Below are 18,654 nucleotides of genomic sequence, written 5' to 3' on the forward strand. Positions count from 1 at the left end.
CCGACACTGGAATTGCCACGAAGACGCGCTACCTTGAGCCTGTTGCGCTCAGAAATTTCTGACGCCGCACTTCCTCTCGCCGTCCCGCGCAGGCAACGGATCTGCAGCAGCAGGCCCGGCAGTCACCCAGCAGATACGGAGCACACCATGGCTCGCACCACGCCCATCGAGCTTTACCGCAATATCGGCATCGTCGCCCACGTCGACGCCGGCAAGACCACGACGACCGAGCGCATCCTTTTCTACACCGGTGTGAACCACAAGATGGGCGAGGTGCACGACGGCGCGGCGACCATGGACTGGATGGTGCAGGAGCAGGAGCGCGGCATCACCATCACCTCGGCGGCCACCACGGCGTTCTGGCAGGGCTCCTCCAAGCAGTACCCCAACAAGTACCGCTTCAACATCATCGACACTCCTGGCCACGTGGACTTCACCATCGAGGTGGAGCGCTCCCTGCGCGTGCTCGACGGCGCGGTGGTGGTGTTCAGCGGCGCCGATGGCGTTGAGCCGCAGTCCGAGACGGTCTGGCGCCAGGCCAACAAGTACCACGTGCCGCGCCTGGCCTACGTCAACAAGATGGACCGCCAGGGCGCCGACTTCCTCCGCGTGGTGGCGCAGATCAAGCAGCGCCTGGGGCATACCCCGGTGCCGATCCAGCTGGCCATCGGCTCGGAGGAAAACTTCGCCGGGCAGATCGACCTGGTGAAGATGAAGGCCATCGTCTGGAACGACGCCGACCAGGGCACCAGCTACACCGAGGAACCTATCCCGGCCGAACTGCAGGCGCTGGCGGACGAGTGGCGCGCGCACATGGTCGAGGCTGCGGCCGAAGCCAACGATGACCTGATGAACAAGTACCTCGAAGGCCAGGAACTGACCATCGAGGAGATCAAGGCCGGCCTGCGCCAGCGCACCCTGGCCAACCAGATCGTCCCGGCGGTGCTGGGCTCCTCGTTCAAGAACAAGGGCGTGCCGCTGGTGCTCGACGCGGTGATCGACTACCTGCCGGCGCCCACGGAAATCCCCGCGATCAACGGCACCGACCCGGACGACGAAGAGAAGCACCTGGAACGCCACGCCGACGACAGCGAGCCGTTCTCCGCGCTCGCCTTCAAGATCGCCACCGACCCCTTCGTCGGCACCCTGACCTTCGCCCGCGTCTATTCCGGCGTACTGAGCAGCGGCGACGCCGTGCTCAACTCGGTGAAGATCAAGAAGGAGCGCGTCGGCCGCATGGTGCAGATGCACGCCAACCAGCGCGAAGAGATCAAGGAAGTGCGCGCCGGCGACATCGCCGCGCTGATCGGCATGAAGGATGTCACCACCGGCGACACCCTGTGCTCCATCGACAAGCCGATCATCCTCGAGCGCATGGACTTCCCCGATCCGGTGATCTCCGTGGCCGTGGAACCCAAGACCAAGGCCGACCAGGAGAAGATGGGCATCGCCCTGTCCAAGCTGGCCCAGGAAGACCCCTCGTTCCGCGTGAAGACCGATGAGGAAACCGGGCAGACCATCATCTCCGGCATGGGCGAGTTGCACCTGGACATCATCGTCGACCGCATGCGCCGCGAGTTCAACGTCGAGGCCAACATCGGCAAGCCGCAGGTGGCCTACCGCGAGGCGATCCGCAGGAAGTGCGAGATCGAAGGCAAGTTCGTCCGCCAGTCCGGTGGCCGTGGCCAGTTCGGCCACTGCTGGATTCGCTTCGAGCCGGGCGACGAGGGCAAGGACGGGCTGGAGTTCGTCAACGAGGTGGTCGGCGGTGTCATCCCGCGCGAGTTCATCCCGGCGATCCAGAAGGGTATCGAGGAACAGATGCAGAACGGCGTGCTCGCCGGCTACCCGCTGATCGGCCTGAAGGCCTCGGTGTTCGACGGCTCTTACCACGACGTCGACTCCAGCGAGATGGCGTTCAAGATCGCCGCCTCCATGGCCACCAAGCAGCTCTCGCAGAAGGGCGGCGCGGTGCTGCTGGAGCCGGTGATGAAGGTCGAGGTGGTGACGCCCGAGGATTACATGGGCGACGTGATGGGCGACCTCAACCGCCGTCGCGGGCTGATCCAGGGCATGGAGGATACGCCGGCAGGCAAGGTCATCCGTGCCGAGGTGCCGCTGGGCGAGATGTTCGGCTACGCCACGGACGTGCGTTCGATGTCCCAGGGGCGGGCGAGCTACTCGATGGAGTTCACCAAGTACGCCGAGGCGCCGGCGAACATTGCCGAGGCGATCATCAAGAAGTCCCAGGGGTGAGTTGTTCCTTAACCGATAACGGCGTCCACGGGCGCCGTTTTCTTTGGTGGAGCCTAGCGATGGCGCATTTCGTAGGGCGGATAACGCGCCAGCGTTATCCGCCCTACGGTGCTGCATTGACTTGGGTGTTTCTGCGTCGCTTCGGCGTGCGCGCGGACATAGTGTTTCGCCCCCTCGGGCGAGTCACTTTTCCAAACGCCGAAAAGTAACCAAAAGGCTTGCCCCGGACATCCGGTTTTTCGCTTAGGCGAAAAATACCCTCGTTGAAGCGAAGTTTCAGGGGCACGCTGCGAAGGGCCATCCCTGGTCCGACAGCGCTCTCGCGGCATCCATGCCGCTCAACCCCTGAAACTTCGCTTCAACGAGGCCTCCTGAACGGGGCACTCGGCGCGCACGGATATTTCTCTGGAAGTCTTCAGGAGCGAAAAGCAGGGTGTGCGCCGGCCTTCTTTTGTAGGAGCGGGCCATGCCCGCGACCCGCCGGCTGGGCCGGCGGTCAATCACTGCGCCAACGGCAACTCGAAACAGAACATCGCGCCACACGGCTCGACATTCTCCGCCCAGATATCACCGCGATGCCGCGAGACGATGCTCTGGCACAGCGCAAGACCGATGCCGTTGCCGCTCACCTTCGACGTGAAGAAGCCATCGAACAACCTTTCCTTGGCGCCGGCATCGATGCCCCGGCCCTGATCGAGGACTGACAATCGCGCGCTGTTCCCTTCGCTAGAAGTGCGAATGCGCAGCAGGCGGCGGTCTTCGGGGAGGTTGAGCATCTCCTCGATGGCGTTGAAGGCGAGGTTGAGGATCACCTGGCCGACCAGCACCTTCTCGCAGCTCACCCACAGCGGTTCCTCGCAACGCTCCAGCTCCACGCGCACGTTGCTCGGCTGGGCCTTGAGGCTGATGAAGTAGAGAGTCTCGCCAAGCAGTTCGTTGAGGTCGATGCGCTGTTCGGCCTGCTCCAGCTTCACCACGTATTCGCGCACGCTCTTGATGATCAGGGAGGCGTGCTCGATCTGCCGCACCGCGCTGTCCAGGCCCCAGGCGGCGGAGGCCTCGGTCTTCTGTTCGCGGTCCAGGCGGATCAGCGCGCCCTCGATGAAGTTGCGCGTGGCCGCCAGCGGTTGGCTGAGCTCGTGGGCAATCGCCAGGGCCATCTCGCCCATGGCGTTGTACCGCGCCAGGTACTCCAGCTTCTGGTCGCTCTGGCGCTGCGCCTGGGCCGCGCGCACCTGGTCGGTGACGTCGCGGAACAGCAGAAGGTGGCCGACCAGGTCGTCCTCGATCTCGATGTAGCGGCAGGTCGCGTGGTGCCAGCGCCATTCGCCGTCCAGGCGCTGCAACTGGTAACTGACCGAGTAGGGCTCGCGGCTCGGCGGCTGCATGGCGAGGTGGTGTTCCAGGCGCGGGCGCGTGGCGGTGTCGCAGCGGCCGAGGAAGTTGTGCGCCAGCCAGTCGTCCTGGCTGCCGCCCAGCAGGGGCAGGGCAGATTCGCTGAGGAAGCGCAGCTTGCCGTCGGCATCCAGCACTGCCACGCCTTCTGCCAGGTCCTGCATGAAGGCCTTCAGCCGGCTCTCGAAACGCTGCAGGTCGCGCTCGACCTGCTTCTCCTTCGAGATGTCGCGGAACTGCACCATCAGCACATCGCGCTCCTGCAGGTGGACGCGGGTGGCGACGGCTTCAGAGAGGATTTCCACGCCCTGCTTGGAGCGGTAGCACCACTCGATGGTGCGCTGCCCGGTGCGCGCGGCGCCTTCCAGCCAGCGCAGGCCGACCGAGCGGCGGTACTGCGGGGCCTTGGCGGTCATGTCCGGCGCTTTCAGCGGTACCAGCTCTTCGAGGGTGAAGCCGAGCACGGCCAGCGCTGCGTTGTTCGCCCAGAGGATTTCCTTGGTCTGCGCGTCGTGGAGGATCACGCACAGCGGCATGGCCTGGAGCAGGGCGAGGAAGTCGTCGGGCTTGGGCTGAAACATCGAAATCGGTCTCGCAATGCAGTGGCGTCTTTATACCGCGCAGCGTAGCGCGAAGGGACTGCGGAGTAACCCGGCGCCGACTAGGGGATTTCTTTAGGCATGGGGCTGCACGCACCAATAGTTGGGCGGGCAGGGCGGTTCATACACTGGCCCCAACGAAGACCGGCCCGCATCGAACGGGTTGGCCCTACAAGAACAACCGGAGATGACGCCATGCTGCGTGCCGCCCTCGCCGAACCGCTCGATGCGGACGGCCGTGCCCTCGAATTCCAGCGCGTACTGGATGAAGTCCGCCAGCGTCGCGAGGAGTTCGACACCCGCTCCTTTGTCCCGCGCGACATGATCGAACGCTTCCGCGACGTGGGCATCTACCGTGCCGCCACGCCCAAATGCTTCGGTGGCGACGCGCTGCCGCCGGCCCAGTTCCTGCGTCTGGTCGAGCGCATCGCCGAAGCCGACGGCTCCGCCGGCTGGGTTGCCAGCTTCGGCAGCGCCAGCACCTACCTCACCGCGCTGCCGCGTCACACCCTCGCCGAGCTCTATGCCGACGGCCCTGACCTGGTGTTCGCCGGTGGCCTGTTCCCGATCCAGCCGGCTACCCAGGTGGAAGGCGGCTGGCGTGTCAGCGGCACCTGGAAGTTCGCCAGCGGCTGCAAGGGCGCCGACGTGCTCGGCGTCGGCATCGGTATCGGCGGGCCGGGCGGCAAGCCGCGCACCGCGCTGCTGCGTGCCAGGGACGTGGAAATCGTCGAGAACTGGAACGTGGTCGGCCTCAAGGGCACCGGCAGCCACGACCTGAAACTGGACAACGCCTTCGTCGCGGACGACTGGACCTTCATCCGTGGCGGCGAATCCAACATCGACGAGCCGCTGTACCGCTACCCGACCATTGCCTACGCCGCCCAGGTACTCGCCGTGGTGAACCTCGGCCTGGCCCGCGCGGCGCTGGACGAGATCACCCGCATGGCGTCGTCCAGCGGCGTGACCGGCGCGCCCAAACTGGGTGACCGCGCCTACGTGCGCATCGAGATCGGCAAGGCCGAAGCCGAGCTGCAGGCCGCGCGCGGCTTCTTCTATGACGCCACCGAGGCCGTCTGGGAATCCATCCTCGCCGGCGATGCGGTCAGTCCCGAGCAGGTCAGCCAGCTGCGCCTGTCCGCCGTGCACGTGTCCCGCGCCGGTGCCGACGTGGTGCGCCGTGCCTACACCCTGGCCGGCACCACGGCGATCTACATGCACCACCCGCTGCAGCGCTACCTGCGCGACGCCATGGTGGTCACCCAGCACGCCTTCCTCAGCGATGGCATGTACGACGGCGCCGGCGCGGTGCTGCTCGATGTGCCGCCGTTCCCCGGATACATCTGATTTCGAACCATAAAAATTAAGGACCGAGCCATGACCCGTCCCACCACCGAACCCTTGCGCGTACTGTTCTGCATCGGCATCGCCCAGCCGTTCTTCGACCTGCCCACCGGTGAAGGCATCACCGTGTGGAAGGGCTTCTCGCAGATGATGGGCGACCTCGGCGCGTTGCCGGGCATGAACGTGCTCGGCGTGCTGGATGACGACCGCCTGATGGTCGGCCCGTCCACTACCTCGCCCTGGACCGTCTACATCATGGCCGACGTGGACTGCCACCAGACCGTGATCGACGCCTGCAACCTGTTCCGCACCACTCCGGTGGGCGAGTACAGCCTGTGGAAGTACGCCAAGGTCGAGGCGCGCATCGGCCGCCCGCTGACCATTCCCGAAGCCGCGCGGACCTGAGCCATGAGCAGCCTGAGCATGGCCGAGCTGAACCGCCGCTTGGAGACCCTCGAAGGGGAAAGCCAGGTGCGCCGGTTGATGGCCCGCTACATGGACCTCTGCGACGTGCCGCATGCGCCGGTGGCGATGAGCGAGCTGGCCGAGCTGTTCAGCGAGGACGCGGTGTGGGAGGGCATCGGCTCTTCCACGGCGCAGACCTTCGGTCATCACCAGGGCCGCGAGGCGATTGCCGCGTTCGTCTTCGGCTACCTGCCGCCGTCGCCGCACTTCACGCTGAACCTGCACTTCCTCACCAGCGAGTCGATCCGCGTCGACGGTCGCACCGCTCGTGGGCAATGGATCATGCAGCAGCTTTCGACCTACGCCGAGGGGCACACCGAGCTGTTCGGCACGCGCCTGGACATCGATTTCCGCGAGATCGACGGGCGCTGGCAGATCAGTCACTTCCGCACCCAGCGCCTGTCGCAGCGCCTGCTGGGCAGCGCAGAGGAGACCCGTCCATGAGCACTTTCGTCAGCGAGTTCCTCCTCGGCAACGGCGGCAAGCGCGTCGCGGTCAAGGACAGCATCGACATCGCCGGCTACCCGACCCGTTGCGGCACCCGCGCGTTGGCCGATGCCGCGCCAGCCGAGCGCAACGCCTTCGTCGTCGACGCCGTGCTCAACGCCGGCTGGCAGATCGTCGGCAAGACCAACCTTCACGAACTGGCCTTCGGCGTCACCGGCATCAACGACTGGACCGGCACGCCGATCAACCCGATGGCGCCCGACCGCGTGCCGGGCGGCTCGTCCAGCGGTTCCGCGTCTGCCGTGGCGGCCGGGCTGGCGGATATCGCCCTGGGCACTGATACCGGCGGGTCGGTCCGCGTACCGGCGGCCTGCTGTGGCATCGCCGGGCTGAAGCCGACCTTCGGCCGGGTCAGCCGCGACGGCGTGCATCCGGCGCAGAGCAGCCTGGACTGCGTCGGCCCGTTCGCCGCCAACATGGCCGACCTGATCGCCGCCATGCAGGTCATCTGCCCCGGCTTCGGCGAGGTGCGGATGCCGGGCGAGGGTGCCCGCGTGGCCTTCCTCGAAGTGCCATCGGCGCCGCACATCCAGGCTTGCCTGGGTGCCGCCGCCGACCGCGCCGGCTGGCGCCGCAGCCACCTGTTCCTCGGCGAGTTCGAGGCGGCCTTCCAGGCCGGGCTGGTGGTGATCAACCACGAGAACTGGGCCGCTTATGCGGCGCTGACCGGCAAGGGCCTGATCGGCGCCGATGTCGAGCAGCGCCTGCTGCTGGCCAGCCGCACCACCGACGCCGAGCGCGCCGAAGCGGAGAAGGTGCGCGACGGTTTCACCCGCGCCATCGACGCCGCGCTGGAGGACTTCGAAGTCCTGCTGTTGCCGACCATGCCCGACCTGCCGCCGCTGCTCAGCGATGCGCGCAACGGCAAGTCCGTGGCCGGCATGACGCCCCTGGTACGGCCTTTCAACCTGAGCGGACACCCGGCGCTGACCGTGCCGGTGGACCTGGATTGCGGCGGGCTGAAAGTCGGCCTGCAGATCGTCGGCCGCAAGGGCGACGACGAACGTGTGTGTGCCTTCGGCGCGCAACTCGAACACAGCTTGGCTGCCACGCGGCCTGCGCAAAAACATAAGAAATCGGCATGAGGAGATGGGCATGAGCGCTCACGAATACCGGCTGATCGCCCGGTCGCGCAGCGTCGAAGAGCTGGTCGGCGACGACCGCGTCGATGTTTCGCTGTACAACGACCCGCAGCTGTTCGAAGCGGAGATGGACAAGATCTTCTACCGCACCTGGGTGTGGGTCGCCCACGAAAGCGAAGTGCGCAACGCCGGCGACTTCAAGACCACCAGCGTCGGTCGCCGCCCGGTGATCGTGGTGCGCGACAAGAAGGGCACTATCAACGTCCTGGAAAACCGCTGCCGCCACCGCGGCGCCACCGTGTGCGAGAAGCACAAGGGCAACGCCACCGGTTTCACCTGCCCGTACCACAGCTGGTCCTATGCGCTGGACGGCAAGCTGCGCGCGCTGCCGTACCCGGACGGCTACGAGGACATCCTCGACAAGTCCGAGCTGCCGCTGACCAGCCTGCGTGTGGAGAGCTACGCCGGCATGGTGTTCGCCACCTACAACGACGACATCGAGCCGCTCGAAGAATTCCTCGGCGGGGCGAAGCACTGGATGGACCTGTTCATGAAGCAGGGCGCCGGCTACCCGATCAAGACCCAGGGCGAACACAAGTTCACCTTCCGCGGCAACTGGAAGATCCAGCTGGAGAACACCACCGACGGCTACCACTTCCCCATCGTGCACAAGTCGTTCATGTCCTCGGTGGATGAAGAGACCGAAGAGATGCTCTCGTTCATGAGCGACGAGCAGGCGGTGACCCACGCCCTGGGCAACGGCCACAGCGTGATGGTGATGGTTCCCGAGCACGTCGACCTCGACCACGACGACGGCACCGAGCAGCTCCAGGAGCGCTTCGCTCACGTCACCGAGGAACTGTCGAAAACCATGCCGCCGGAACAGGTGCGCCGCATCGTCCGTTCGCTGCACGGCGCCGGCTTCAACCTCAACCTGTTCCCCAACGTGGCCATGTCCATGTCGTTCTTCCGCGTGCTGCGGCCGATCTCCGTCACCGAGACCGAAATTCGCCACGTCGCGCTGGGCATGGACGGCGGCCCGGAAATCGCCAACCGCGAGCGCATGCGCATCCACGAGCACTTCCAGGGCCCGTTCGGCTTCGGCAGCCCGGATGACGCCGAGGCCTGGGACCGCGTGCAGCGTGGCTCCTACGCCGGCGTCGACGCGCCGATCCTGGTCAACCGTGGCCTGAACCGCGAAGTGGTCGCCGAAAACGGCGACAAGGTCTCCCACGCCACCGACGAAGGCGGCATGCGCGAGGCGTACCAGATGTGGAAAAGGATGATGAGCCAATGAGCAACGACACCCTGAACGGCTTCTCCGGCCCGCTGGCCAAGGCCATCGAATTCGTCTGGCGCGAAGCCGAACTGCTGGACCGCAAGGACTACGCACAGTGGTCGCAGCTGTGGAGCGAGGACGGCGTCTACGTGGTGCCGATCGACGGAGAAGACGATGACTTCGCCTCGCGCCTGAACTACGTCTTCGACGACGCGCGCATGCGCGCCCTGCGTATCGAACGCCTCACCGGCGGCCATTCGCCGTCGGCGGTGGACGCGGCGAAGACCGTGCGTACCATCTCGCGCTTTTCCCTGGTGGAAGCGGCGGGTGACCTGGTCGAGGTGAACTCGGCGCAGGTGCTCTACGCCTACAAGCGCGGTGTGGCGACTCCGTTCATTGCCGACCTGAATCACCGCATCCGCCTCAATGACGGCCAGCCGCGACTGGAGCGCAAGGTGATCCGCCTGATCAATGCCGAAGACGCGCTCAACGCGCTCGGCTTCCTGCTCTGAGGGCCGCACCATGCAACGAGTAGCCCTGGTAACCGGCGCCGCACGCGGGCTGGGTGAAGTCATTGCGCGCCGCCTGCACGCTGCCGGCCTGCGCGTGGCGCTGGCCGACCTGAACGAAGAAGCGGTACAGCGACTGGCCGACGAACTCGACCCCGAGGGCCGCACGGCTGTCGGGTTGAAGCTGGACGCGCGAGAGAAAGCCGATTTCGAACGCGCCCGTGACCTGCTCGCCGAGCGCTGGGGTGGCACCGACATCCTGGTGAACAACGCCGGGATGTCGAAGGTGGCCGCGCTCATGGACATCAGCCCGGAGGACTTCGACGCCTCCATGGCGGTGAACCTGCGCGGCACCTTCGTCGCCTGCCAGGTGTTCGGCACGCACTTCGCGGCGCGCGGCTATGGCCGCATCGTCAACATCGCCTCGCTGGCCGGACAGAACGGCGGCACCGCCACCGGCGGCCACTATGCGGCGGCCAAGGGCGGCGTGGCGACCCTGACGAAGGTGTTCGCCCGCGAACTCTCGGGGCAGGGCGTGACCGTCAATGCCATCTCGCCGGGGCCGCTGGACTTGCCGGTGGTCTACGAGAGCGTGGCGCCCGAGCGCCTGGAACTGATCCTCAAGACCATCCCCACCGGCCGCCTGGGCGACCCGACCTTCATCGCCGACAGCGTGCTGCTGCTCTGCGCGGAGAACGCCGGATCGGTGACGGGCGCCTGCTGGGATATCAATGGCGGGTTGTTCATGCGTTGAGGCTTTGGCTGAGTGATCGGCGGATAACGCTGTGCGTTATCCGCCCTACGCTCGCTCCTGGCTTGGGTGATGGGCTTCAAGACCCCCTCACCCTAACCCTCTCCCGAAGGGAGAGGGGACCGTTTGGAGCAGGATGAAACCGCATCGTCAGCCGGCACATTCTGCTCCCTCTCCCTCCGGGAGAGGGCTGGGGTGAGGGCAGCGCCCTTGCTCCGAAACCAATCAATCGGAGAGAGGAAACCTCTCTCCAGAGCAACATCGACAACCCGTCCGCTCGTGAAAAAGAGGCCGGAAAGGGGCCACAGAGCCCGCACTCAACGCCTTGCAGGTAACGCCATGATGAAGGTCAGAATCGAAAGGATCGTCGAGGAAGCGCAGGACATCCGTTCCTTGCGCCTCGTACGTTGTGATGGCCAGCCGTTCGACGCCTACGAGCCGGGCGCCCACGTCGACGTCACCGGCCCCACCGGGGTGACGCGCCAGTATTCGCTGTGCAGCCCGCCGGATGACCGCGCGGCCTATCTGGTAGCGATCAAGAAGGAAGGCGCCTCCCGTGGCGGCTCCAGCGCGCTGCACGAAGTGCGCGAAGGCATGGAGCTGGACATCGGCGCGCCGCGCAACCTGTTCCGCCTGGCGCCCGAAGCGCGCGAGCACGTGCTGTTCGCCGCCGGCATCGGCGTCACGCCGCTGCTGAGCATGGCCTACCGCCTGAACGCCAGGGGCGAGTCCTATCGCCTGCATTACTTCGCCCGTTCGGCCGAGCACGCGGCCTTCGTCGAACTGCTGGCCAGCGAGGCCTTCGCCGGCAAGGTGGAGCTTCACTACGGCGTCGAACCCGCCGACCTCGGCCGCGTGCTGGGCGAGTGCCTGGAGCGTGCGCCGCAACAGGCCCATGTCTACACCTGCGGCCCGGCGCCGTTCATGAACAAGGTGGTGGAGATCGCTGCGCGCAGCCGCCCGGAGGACGCCATCCACCTGGAACACTTCCAGGCCGACCCGGCTGCCAACGCGGCGCCGACCGGTTCCTTCGAAGTGGAACTGGCCAGCTCCGGCGTGGTGCTTCACGTACCGGCGGACTCGACGCTGGTGGACGTGCTGCAGGCCCATGGCTGCGACATCGATACCGAGTGCCGCGAGGGCATCTGCGGCACCTGCATCGTCGAAGTGCTGGAGGGCGAGCCGGAGCACCGCGACAACTGCCTGTCGAACAAGGAAAAGGCCGCCAACAAGCAGATCTGCGCCTGCGTGTCTCGCGCCAGGTCGGCGCGGCTGGTGCTGGACCTGTAAGCCGAACCGCTCTTGTAGGATGGGTGGAGCGCAGCGATACCCATGCTGCTGGTGTGCGGATTGAAGGGTATCGCTGCGCTCCACACCATCCTGTTTGGCGTTTCCTGGCGGGCTACGGAGCCCAGTGTAGGAGCGGGCCATGCCCGCGATCGCGCCCATGGGGCGCTCCTACAGGGTGGCAGTACGATCCCGGCAGATGCCGGCGTCGGTTCGTGAGCAATCTCTCTCCTACAGGGTGTGGCAGAGCCGGCAATTCGTCTGGCAGGGATCGACACGCGCGCCTGGTCGGCGCTTGCTAGCCTCCTGCGACCGTCCCTCGTTCGGAGTCCCCCATGCCTGCGCTGATCGCGCGCCTGGCGCTCGGTTGCCTGCTGCCGGTCGCCGTCCTGCTTGGCCTCGGCGCCATGCCGGGGCTCGGCTATGCCTGGGATTTCGCCAACGCCGCCGGGCTGCTCGGCGCCTGCCTGCTGGGGCTGCTGTTCGTGATTGGCGGCCGGCCGCAACCGCGCCCGCTGTACGAGGGCAAGTTCTTCCTGCGCCTGCACCGTGACCTGGGCTTTGCTGCCGTCGCATTGCTGTTGGTGCACATCGTCGTGCTGCTGATCGATGAGCCGCTGCTGGTCGAGGACCTGCTGCCATCCGCCCCAGCCTACATGCTGGCCGGGCTGGCGTCGGCGATCCTGATGCTGGTGCTGGCGGTTTCCAGCCTGAGCCGCGTCCGCCCGCGCTGGAGCAGCAGCGCCGCTTCGTTCCGCCGCTGGCATTACGGCGGCAGTTTTCTCGCCCTGTCGCTGATGGCTGTCCATGTGCTCGGTGCGGGCTACTACAGCGGCGGAGTCTGGAAGGGCGCCTTGCTGGTGGCGCTGATGCTGGCGGTGGCTGCCTGGCCGCGCCTGCCCAAGCCCGTCAACGGTATCAGCGGTCGCAAGCGCAACACGGCGCAACGCGCCATCTGGATCGCGCTGGCGGCCAGCGGCGCGATCATCGGCCTGTCGGCGCTCTACAGTCTGCTGGCGAATCTGGAGCTGCCGCTGTGAGGCGTATCTGGATCGGACTTGGCGTCACCGCTGCCGTGGCGCTGTCGGCGGGGGCGTGGTTCGCCCACGAGCACTGGCAACGCAGCCGCCCGCTGATGCCGCTGGCGTTCCCCCATGAGCCGCACGCCTCGGTAAACTGCATTACCTGCCACCACGACTACCAGGACCAGTCGCCCTCGGTCTCCGGCAACCGCACCTGCATCCTCTGCCACAAGCAGAGCCCGGCGCTGGCCGTACGCATCGAGGCGGATTTCCACCAGCTCTGCCAGAGCTGCCACCTGCAGCGTCTGCAGGCGTTCCACGCCAGTGGGCCGGTGCGCAGCTGCCAGGCTTGCCACCGCGATACAACTGGGCAGTTGTACCCGTAGGGCGCATGACGCCGGTGGCGTTATCCGCCCTACGATTGTTCTTGGGCAAAAGAAAGCCCGGCATCAGCCGGGCTTTTTTCAACTGCGATACAGCACCGGCCGCCGCAGGTGTACATAGCTGTACCCCTCGCGCGCCAGGGCTATGCGGTGCGGGTCCAGCTCGGCCACCAGCAACTCCTCGCCTTGCTTGGCCTTGGTCAGCACCTGGCCATCCGGGGCGACGATGCTGCTCAGGCCGCAGTACTCGATTTCGCCCTCGCTGCCGACGTAGTTGGCGTAGGCCAGGAACACCTGGTTCTCGTAGGCGCGGGTCGGCACCAGCACCTGGGCGACGAATTCGTACGGGCGCATGTTCGCAGTGGGCACCAGCACGACATCCGCGCCGGCCAAAGCGAGCGTGCGCACGGCCTCGGGGAATTCCACGTCGAAACAGATCAGCAGGCCGACCTTCCAGCCGTCGAGCTCGAAGATCGCCGGCGGCTCATCGGAGGCGCTGAACTGGCTGCGGTCGAGGTCGCCGTAGAGGTGGGTCTTGCGGTAGTTGGCGCGGCGTTCGCCCTGCCGGTCGATCAGCTGCACGCTGTTGAAGATGGCGTCGCCGTCACGTTCGGGATAGCCGTAGAGGATGCCGAGCTTGTGCTCGCGGGCGATCTCGGCGATGCGCAGGGCCGACGGGCCGTCGCAGCTTTCCGCAAGTTCCGCGACACGCTTCGCGCCGATGTTGTAGCCGGACAGGTACATCTCCGGCAGCACCAGCAGGTCCGCACCGTTCTGCACCGCCTGTTGCGCGGCCTGCTCCAGGCGGCGCAGGTTGCCGGCGACGTCGTCGGGGCCGGGTGGGCACTGGTAGAGGGCGAGGTACATGGTGTTCTCCTTCGAAACGCGCAAGGCCGGGATCAGGCAGTTTGCACCCGATCCCGGCCCCGCGCGAGCCGCTGTTCAGTCAAGGCAGGGGAGTGGCGCGGATCAGTCCGGCAGTTCCATCGGACCCAGTTCGGCGAAGCGGTCGCCGGGGCCGGGGTTTTCCGGATGGGTCGCGCCGCCGAAGTGCTTCATGATGCCCCACACGGCGTTCAGCGAGGTCTGCACCGCGCCTTCCACCCAGGCCGGGGTCCAGGACACATCGTCGCCGGCGATGAAGATGCCGCGCTGCTCGGCGGGCATGTCGTCCTGCATGAAGTGCGCGTACATGCGCTGGTTGTAGCGGTAGTGGCCCGGCAGCGCGCCCTTGAAGGCGCCGAGGAAGTGCGGGTCGGCCTCCCAGGACACGGTGATCGGGTTGCCGATGATGTGGCCGGCGATGTCGACCTTCGGGTAGACCTTCTTCAATGCATCCAGCGCAAGCTGCACGCGCTTCTCCACCGGGTGCGGGAGCATCTTCATGGCGTCGCTCATCCAGGAGTAGGACAGGCAGATCACCCCCGGCTTGTCGTCGCCGTTGTCGAACAGGTAGGTGCCGCGGGTGAGGCGGTCGGTGAGGGTCATGCTCATCACGTCGCGGCCGGTCTGCGGGTCCTTGTCCTTCCAGAACGGCCGGTCGACCATCACGAAGGTCTTCGAGGACTGCATGTAGCGGGTGCGGTCCAGGGCCATCCACATCTTCTGCGAGAACAGTGCTTCCTCGCACTCGATCTGGGTGGTCAACAGCCAGGTCTGGCAGGTCGCCAGGACGGCCGCGTAGTGGCGGGTGTCACCCCAGTAGTCGGTGACGGCGAAGGTGCCGTCGGCGGCGCGAGCGATCTTCTTCACGCCCGGACGCGGCGCGCCGTTGTGCAGGCTGGCCAGGGAAGTACCGGCAGGCCAGTGCGCGCATTGCTCCGGCTCATGGCTCCAGATACCGCGTGGCACCTGCTCGACGCCGCCCACCACCAGATGCTGGTGATCGTCGCAGTTGGTCATCACCACGCGGAAGATCTCCAGCATGGAGTTGGGGAAGTCCGAGTCCCAGCCGCCGGTGCCGAAACCGACCTGGCCGAAGATTTCGCGGTGGCGGTAGGACAGGCGCGAGAAGGCCTTGGAGGTGGCGACGAAGTCGTAGAAGGTGCGGTCGTCCCACTTGGGCACCAGCTCGTCCCACAGGGCCTTGAGCTTGACCGTATCGCGCTCGCGCAACGCATCCTGCACCTCGGAGAAGCGCGCGCCGTCTTCCAGCGCTTCGGCCCAGGCCTGGGCGACTTCGCGGAAGATTTCCGGCAGGTCAGCCATCTTCTCGGCGTAGTGGCTGGTGCCTTCCAGGTCGACCACGGTGCTGCCCGAGGCCGGGGTCAGCGGGTTGGGGAAGGGTCTGGTTTCCAGGCCGAGCTTGTCGACGTAGTGGTAGAAGGCGGTGCTGGAGACCGGGAAGCGCATGCCGCCCAGCTCGGCGATGATGCCGTCGGCGCCTTCGAAGGTCTCCGAGCGCAGCCGGCCGCCCATTTTCGAGGCCTCGTAGACCACGGGCTTCAGGCCCATCTTCATCAGCTCATAGGCCGCCACCAGGCCGGAGATGCCGGCGCCGACGATGGCCACTTCCTGGCCGTGCTTCTCGGCGGGGATGTTGCCCAGGCCGGCGGGGTGCTCGATCCAGTCGTCGAAGGCGAAGGGGAAGTCCGGGCCGAAGATGGTCACCGGTTTCTTGCCGGGGGTGTGGGGGTGGCGGTTCTTGAGCATTGGAGGCTTCCTTTTTCTTCGACGTGCCGGCTTGTAGCACCAGCTTGGCAAGGCTTTTCGCGGCCCGCAGGGACCAGTCGATGGATGGCGCGCGGGCAAAGAAATGGCGAGCTCTGAGGGCTCGCCGTGGCGTCCACTATTGCAAAGGCCGTCGTTGAAATGAACCTGACAATCTGCAAGATTGTCGGGAGCTTTCAGGCAGATTGACCAATACGATGAGCAATATGACGAAAAATGCCGACGCGGCCTTGCTGAACCTGCTGCGCGCCAATGCCCGCGAGTCGATCTCCGAGCTGGCGCGCAAGCTCGGGGTGTCGCGCTCCACGGTGCAGAGCCGCATCGAAAGGCTGGAGCAGCAGGGCGTCATCACCGGCTATTCGATCAAGGTGTCGGACAGCTACGCGCAGTCACTGGTGCGCGCCCACGTGCTGGTGACGGCGCTGCCCAAGCTGTCACACCAGGTGGTGCAGGCGCTGGAGAAGATTGCCGAAGTGAAGACGCTGCATTCGGTGAGCGGCAACTTCGACATGATCGTGATAGTCGAGGCGCTGTCGATCCGTGACCTGGACGCGGTGCTGGACCGCATCGGCGCACTGGACGGGGTGGAGCGGACGATGTCGTCGATCATTCTGTCGACGCGTATCGATCGGTGAGGGGCGGACGCTTCCGGTAGAGGGCGGGCCACGCCCGCGACCCGCCGGCAGGGCCGGCGGATCGTGACGGCGGGAATCAGCCCAGGTCTTCTTCCAGGGCCAGCAGCTCTTCCACGCGCTGGCGGCGGCGGATCAGCTTCGCCTCGGCGCCTTCGAGCAGCACCTCGGCGATCAGCGGGCGGCTGTTGTAGTTGGACGACATGGATGCGCCATAGGCGCCGGTGTCCTCGATCAGCAGCAGGTCGCCGACCTGGGCACGCGGCAGGGCCCGGGGGATGACCACGCCACCGTCGCCCTGGGTGAACACGTCGCCGGACTCGCACAGCGGGCCGGCCACCACGGTGTCGATTACCTCGCGGCTGGCGACGTCGCCGGCCAGTACGCGGATGCCGTGGTAGCTGCCATACATGGACGGGCGCATCAGCTCGTTGAAGCCGGCGTCCACCAGCACGAAGTGGTTGCGGCCGGCGTCCTTGGTGGCGCGCACTTCGCTGAGCAGGCAGCCGGACTGGGCGACCAGGTAGCGGCCCGGTTCGATCTCCAGGTGCAGCGGGTGGCCGACCACGGCTTCGGCGGCCTTGCGCGCCTTGTCCCACAGCTGGAAGTAGTGCGCGGTGTCCACTTCAGGATCGCCGGCGCGGTAGGGGATGGACAGGCCGCCGCCGGCGGAGATGCCGGACAGGTCGTGGCCGGCGTCCTTCACCTGCTGAACCAGACCGAGCATGGCTTCGCCGACCTGAGCCAGGTGGCCGTAGTCGACGCCCGAACCGATGTGCATGTGCAGGCCGACCAGGCGCAGGCCGCGCTCGCCGATCACGTCCAGGGCGGCGCGCAGGTCGCTGTGCCAGATGCCGTGCTTGGAGTGTTCGCCGCCAGTGTTGGTCTTGTTGCTGTGGCCGTGGCCGAAGCCGGGGTTGATGCGCAGCCACACCGGATGACCGGGGGCGACTTCGCCCAGCTGGCGGAGCATGTCGATGGAGCCGGCGTTCACGGGGATGCCGTGCTCGACCACGGTTTCCAGGGTGGTGCGGTCCAGCAGGTCGGCGGTGAAGACGATCTCGGACTCATCCTCGCGGCACGAGTAGCCAGCGGCCAGGGCGCGCAGAAGTTCGCCCTGGGATACCGCATCGACCTTCACCCCCTGTTCGCGCATCAGGCGCAGGATGTGCAGGTTGGAGCAGGCCTTCTGGGCGAAGCGTATGATGTCGAAGCTCTTCAGGCGCTCGATCTGGCCGCGGATGGTGGCTGCGTCGTAGATCCACAGCGGGGTGCCGAATTGCAGGGCGAGCTGTTCGGCACGGGGCAGGGCGAGGAAAGTCATGAATGGGCTCCGAAGGTAGATGGCGCTAGTCTACCGGCCCTTTGCATGGCTGAATAATGCCGCTTGTTATCGGATCAATTCAATTTTGATATAGGGTGCAGCCCACGCCGGCTTCGCGCAGGCGCTGTACCAGCACGCCAGCCTCTGCCTGAAGTGCCGCCACGAAGCGCTCGCGCAGCGGCGTAGCGGGGCGGTACAGCGGTTTCGCCACGCTGACCTGGAACGGCAGCGAGAAGGCCAGCGGGCGCAGCTGGATGCCCTGGTCCCGGAACATCAGCGCGGTGATCGGGTTGACCACGGCCAGGCCCAGGCCGGCGCGGACCATGCTGCACACCGAGACGGCGCTGTGGGTTTCCACCTGCATCTGCCGCTGCACGCCGGCGCCGAGGAACACGGCGTCGATCAGGTGCCGGTAGCGGTCGCTGGTGGCCAGGCTGACGAAGGGCTGGCCGGCGAAATCCTCCGCCTCCAGGCGCTCGCGGGTCAGCAGCGGATGCCCGTCCGGGAGGATGCACACCTCGTCCACTGCCAGTAGCGGTTGCAGCTCGGTGCCGCGCGGGGTGTCGTCGTTCTCGATCAGGCCGATGTCGTGGTGCTGGGCGCTGAGCGCCTCTTCCAGGTGCGGCGACTCCAGCGCCGCCACTTCCAGGCTGATGGCCGGGTTTTCCCGGCTGAAGCGCTTGCAGGCTTCCGGCAGCAGCGCCTGTGACAGCGCCGGCAGGCAGCCGATGGAGAACTTGCCCTCGGCGAATTGCCCCAGGCTACCGGCGAAGGCGACGATGCGGTCCAGCCCGGTGAAGGAACGCTCCACCTCCTCGAACAGCATCAGCGCCCGCGCCGTCGGCGCAAGCCGCCCACGCTCGCGCAGGAACAGCTCGAAGCCGACCAGTTGCTCCAGTCTCGCCAACTCGCGGCTGACGGTGGGCTGGCTGGTATGCAGGAACGCCGCCGCGCGGGTGACGCTGCCGGTGGTCATGACCGCGCGGAAGACTTCGATGTGGCGGAGGGTGATCATGCTGGGTCCGATGCTGGAGTGCGGGTCATTGTGGCGTTGTTCGGGGTAGGGCACCAGTGGGGCTGGCGTGGCATGTCAGTGCGGACTTTGTCCGCTTTTCGCGGGTATGGACTAGGCGCCCCCGGTCCTACAGG

At 66.5% G+C, this 18,654-nt stretch carries 17 protein-coding genes; 12 read left to right on the forward strand and 5 right to left on the reverse strand.

Going from position 1 to position 18,654, the window contains the following annotated elements; translation table 11 throughout:
• The first annotated feature begins 147 nt into the window (after window positions 1–147).
• A complete protein-coding gene (gene fusA, locus IB256_RS06750) occupies window positions 148–2,256 on the forward strand; it encodes an elongation factor G (protein WP_192295226.1) in 2,109 nt (702 codons plus the stop codon).
• A 500-nt stretch (window positions 2,257–2,756) separates the two neighbouring features.
• On the opposite strand, the gene IB256_RS06755 is transcribed toward fusA, so the two are convergent.
• The gene (locus IB256_RS06755; protein ID WP_192401786.1) at window positions 2,757–4,232 is read right to left on the reverse strand and encodes an ATP-binding protein; all 1,476 of its coding nucleotides are present in this window, start codon (window positions 4,230–4,232) and stop codon (window positions 2,757–2,759) included.
• A 213-nt stretch (window positions 4,233–4,445) separates the two neighbouring features.
• Here IB256_RS06755 and IB256_RS06760 point away from each other — a divergent pair, with 213 nt between their 5' ends.
• The 10 genes from IB256_RS06760 (at window position 4,446) to IB256_RS06805 (ending at window position 12,882) form a co-directional block, all read left to right on the forward strand.
• Complete coding sequence (locus tag IB256_RS06760; RefSeq protein WP_192401788.1) at window positions 4,446–5,597, forward strand: acyl-CoA dehydrogenase family protein; 1,152 nt, start codon at window positions 4,446–4,448, stop codon at window positions 5,595–5,597.
• A gap of 30 nt (window positions 5,598–5,627) precedes the next feature.
• Window positions 5,628–5,999: a hypothetical protein gene (locus IB256_RS06765; protein ID WP_045207771.1), complete on the forward strand. Its 372-nt coding sequence runs from the start codon at window positions 5,628–5,630 to the stop codon at window positions 5,997–5,999.
• Between the two features lie 3 nt (window positions 6,000–6,002).
• Window positions 6,003–6,503, forward strand: a complete 501-nt coding sequence (locus IB256_RS06770; RefSeq protein ID WP_405307951.1) for a nuclear transport factor 2 family protein — start codon at window positions 6,003–6,005, stop codon at window positions 6,501–6,503.
• Complete coding sequence (locus tag IB256_RS06775) at window positions 6,500–7,651, forward strand: amidase (protein ID WP_192295229.1); 1,152 nt, start codon at window positions 6,500–6,502, stop codon at window positions 7,649–7,651. Before IB256_RS06770 ends, IB256_RS06775 begins: the two co-directional genes overlap by 4 nt.
• Before the next feature lie 10 nt (window positions 7,652–7,661).
• A complete protein-coding gene (locus tag IB256_RS06780) occupies window positions 7,662–8,945 on the forward strand; it encodes an aromatic ring-hydroxylating oxygenase subunit alpha (RefSeq protein WP_192401790.1) in 1,284 nt (427 codons plus the stop codon).
• On the forward strand, window positions 8,942–9,439 hold the full coding sequence (locus tag IB256_RS06785) for an aromatic-ring-hydroxylating dioxygenase subunit beta (protein ID WP_192295231.1): 498 nt from the start codon (window positions 8,942–8,944) through the stop codon (window positions 9,437–9,439). Before IB256_RS06780 ends, IB256_RS06785 begins: the two co-directional genes overlap by 4 nt.
• 10 nt (window positions 9,440–9,449) lie before the next feature.
• Window positions 9,450–10,190, forward strand: coding sequence for an SDR family NAD(P)-dependent oxidoreductase (locus tag IB256_RS06790; RefSeq protein WP_151186743.1), 741 nt, complete (start codon window positions 9,450–9,452; stop codon window positions 10,188–10,190).
• A 336-nt stretch (window positions 10,191–10,526) separates the two neighbouring features.
• Window positions 10,527–11,477, forward strand: coding sequence for a PDR/VanB family oxidoreductase (locus tag IB256_RS06795; RefSeq protein ID WP_192295233.1), 951 nt, complete (start codon window positions 10,527–10,529; stop codon window positions 11,475–11,477).
• Between the two features lie 332 nt (window positions 11,478–11,809).
• Window positions 11,810–12,514, forward strand: coding sequence for a ferric reductase-like transmembrane domain-containing protein (locus tag IB256_RS06800; protein ID WP_192401799.1), 705 nt, complete (start codon window positions 11,810–11,812; stop codon window positions 12,512–12,514).
• On the forward strand, window positions 12,511–12,882 hold the full coding sequence (locus IB256_RS06805; protein WP_192401801.1) for a cytochrome c3 family protein: 372 nt from the start codon (window positions 12,511–12,513) through the stop codon (window positions 12,880–12,882). The genes IB256_RS06800 and IB256_RS06805 overlap by 4 nt, the downstream gene beginning before the upstream one ends.
• A 78-nt stretch (window positions 12,883–12,960) precedes the next feature.
• Here the strand turns inward: IB256_RS06805 and IB256_RS06810 are convergent, their stop codons facing one another.
• On the reverse strand, window positions 12,961–13,746 hold the full coding sequence (locus IB256_RS06810; protein WP_081516817.1) for a carbon-nitrogen hydrolase family protein: 786 nt from the start codon (window positions 13,744–13,746) through the stop codon (window positions 12,961–12,963).
• A 102-nt stretch (window positions 13,747–13,848) separates the two neighbouring features.
• Window positions 13,849–15,531, reverse strand: a complete 1,683-nt coding sequence (locus IB256_RS06815; protein WP_192401803.1) for a flavin monoamine oxidase family protein — start codon at window positions 15,529–15,531, stop codon at window positions 13,849–13,851.
• Between the two features lie 224 nt (window positions 15,532–15,755).
• On the opposite strand from IB256_RS06815, the gene IB256_RS06820 reads away from it, so the two are divergent.
• Window positions 15,756–16,184 (forward strand): Lrp/AsnC family transcriptional regulator, encoded by a 429-nt coding sequence (locus IB256_RS06820; protein WP_041712568.1) that lies wholly within the window; start codon window positions 15,756–15,758, stop codon window positions 16,182–16,184.
• 76 nt (window positions 16,185–16,260) lie between these two features.
• On the opposite strand, the gene lysA is transcribed toward IB256_RS06820, so the two are convergent.
• Window positions 16,261–17,505: a diaminopimelate decarboxylase gene (gene lysA, locus IB256_RS06825; protein WP_192295237.1), complete on the reverse strand. Its 1,245-nt coding sequence runs from the start codon at window positions 17,503–17,505 to the stop codon at window positions 16,261–16,263.
• A gap of 79 nt (window positions 17,506–17,584) precedes the next feature.
• Window positions 17,585–18,520 carry a LysR family transcriptional regulator gene (locus tag IB256_RS06830; protein WP_192401805.1) on the reverse strand — a complete coding sequence of 312 codons (936 nt, stop codon included), beginning with the start codon at window positions 18,518–18,520 and terminating at the stop codon, window positions 17,585–17,587.
• Window positions 18,521–18,654 lie beyond the last annotated feature (134 nt).

This window comes from Pseudomonas sp. PDM17, from assembly GCF_014851985.1.
Lineage (GTDB): Bacteria > Pseudomonadota > Gammaproteobacteria > Pseudomonadales > Pseudomonadaceae > Pseudomonas.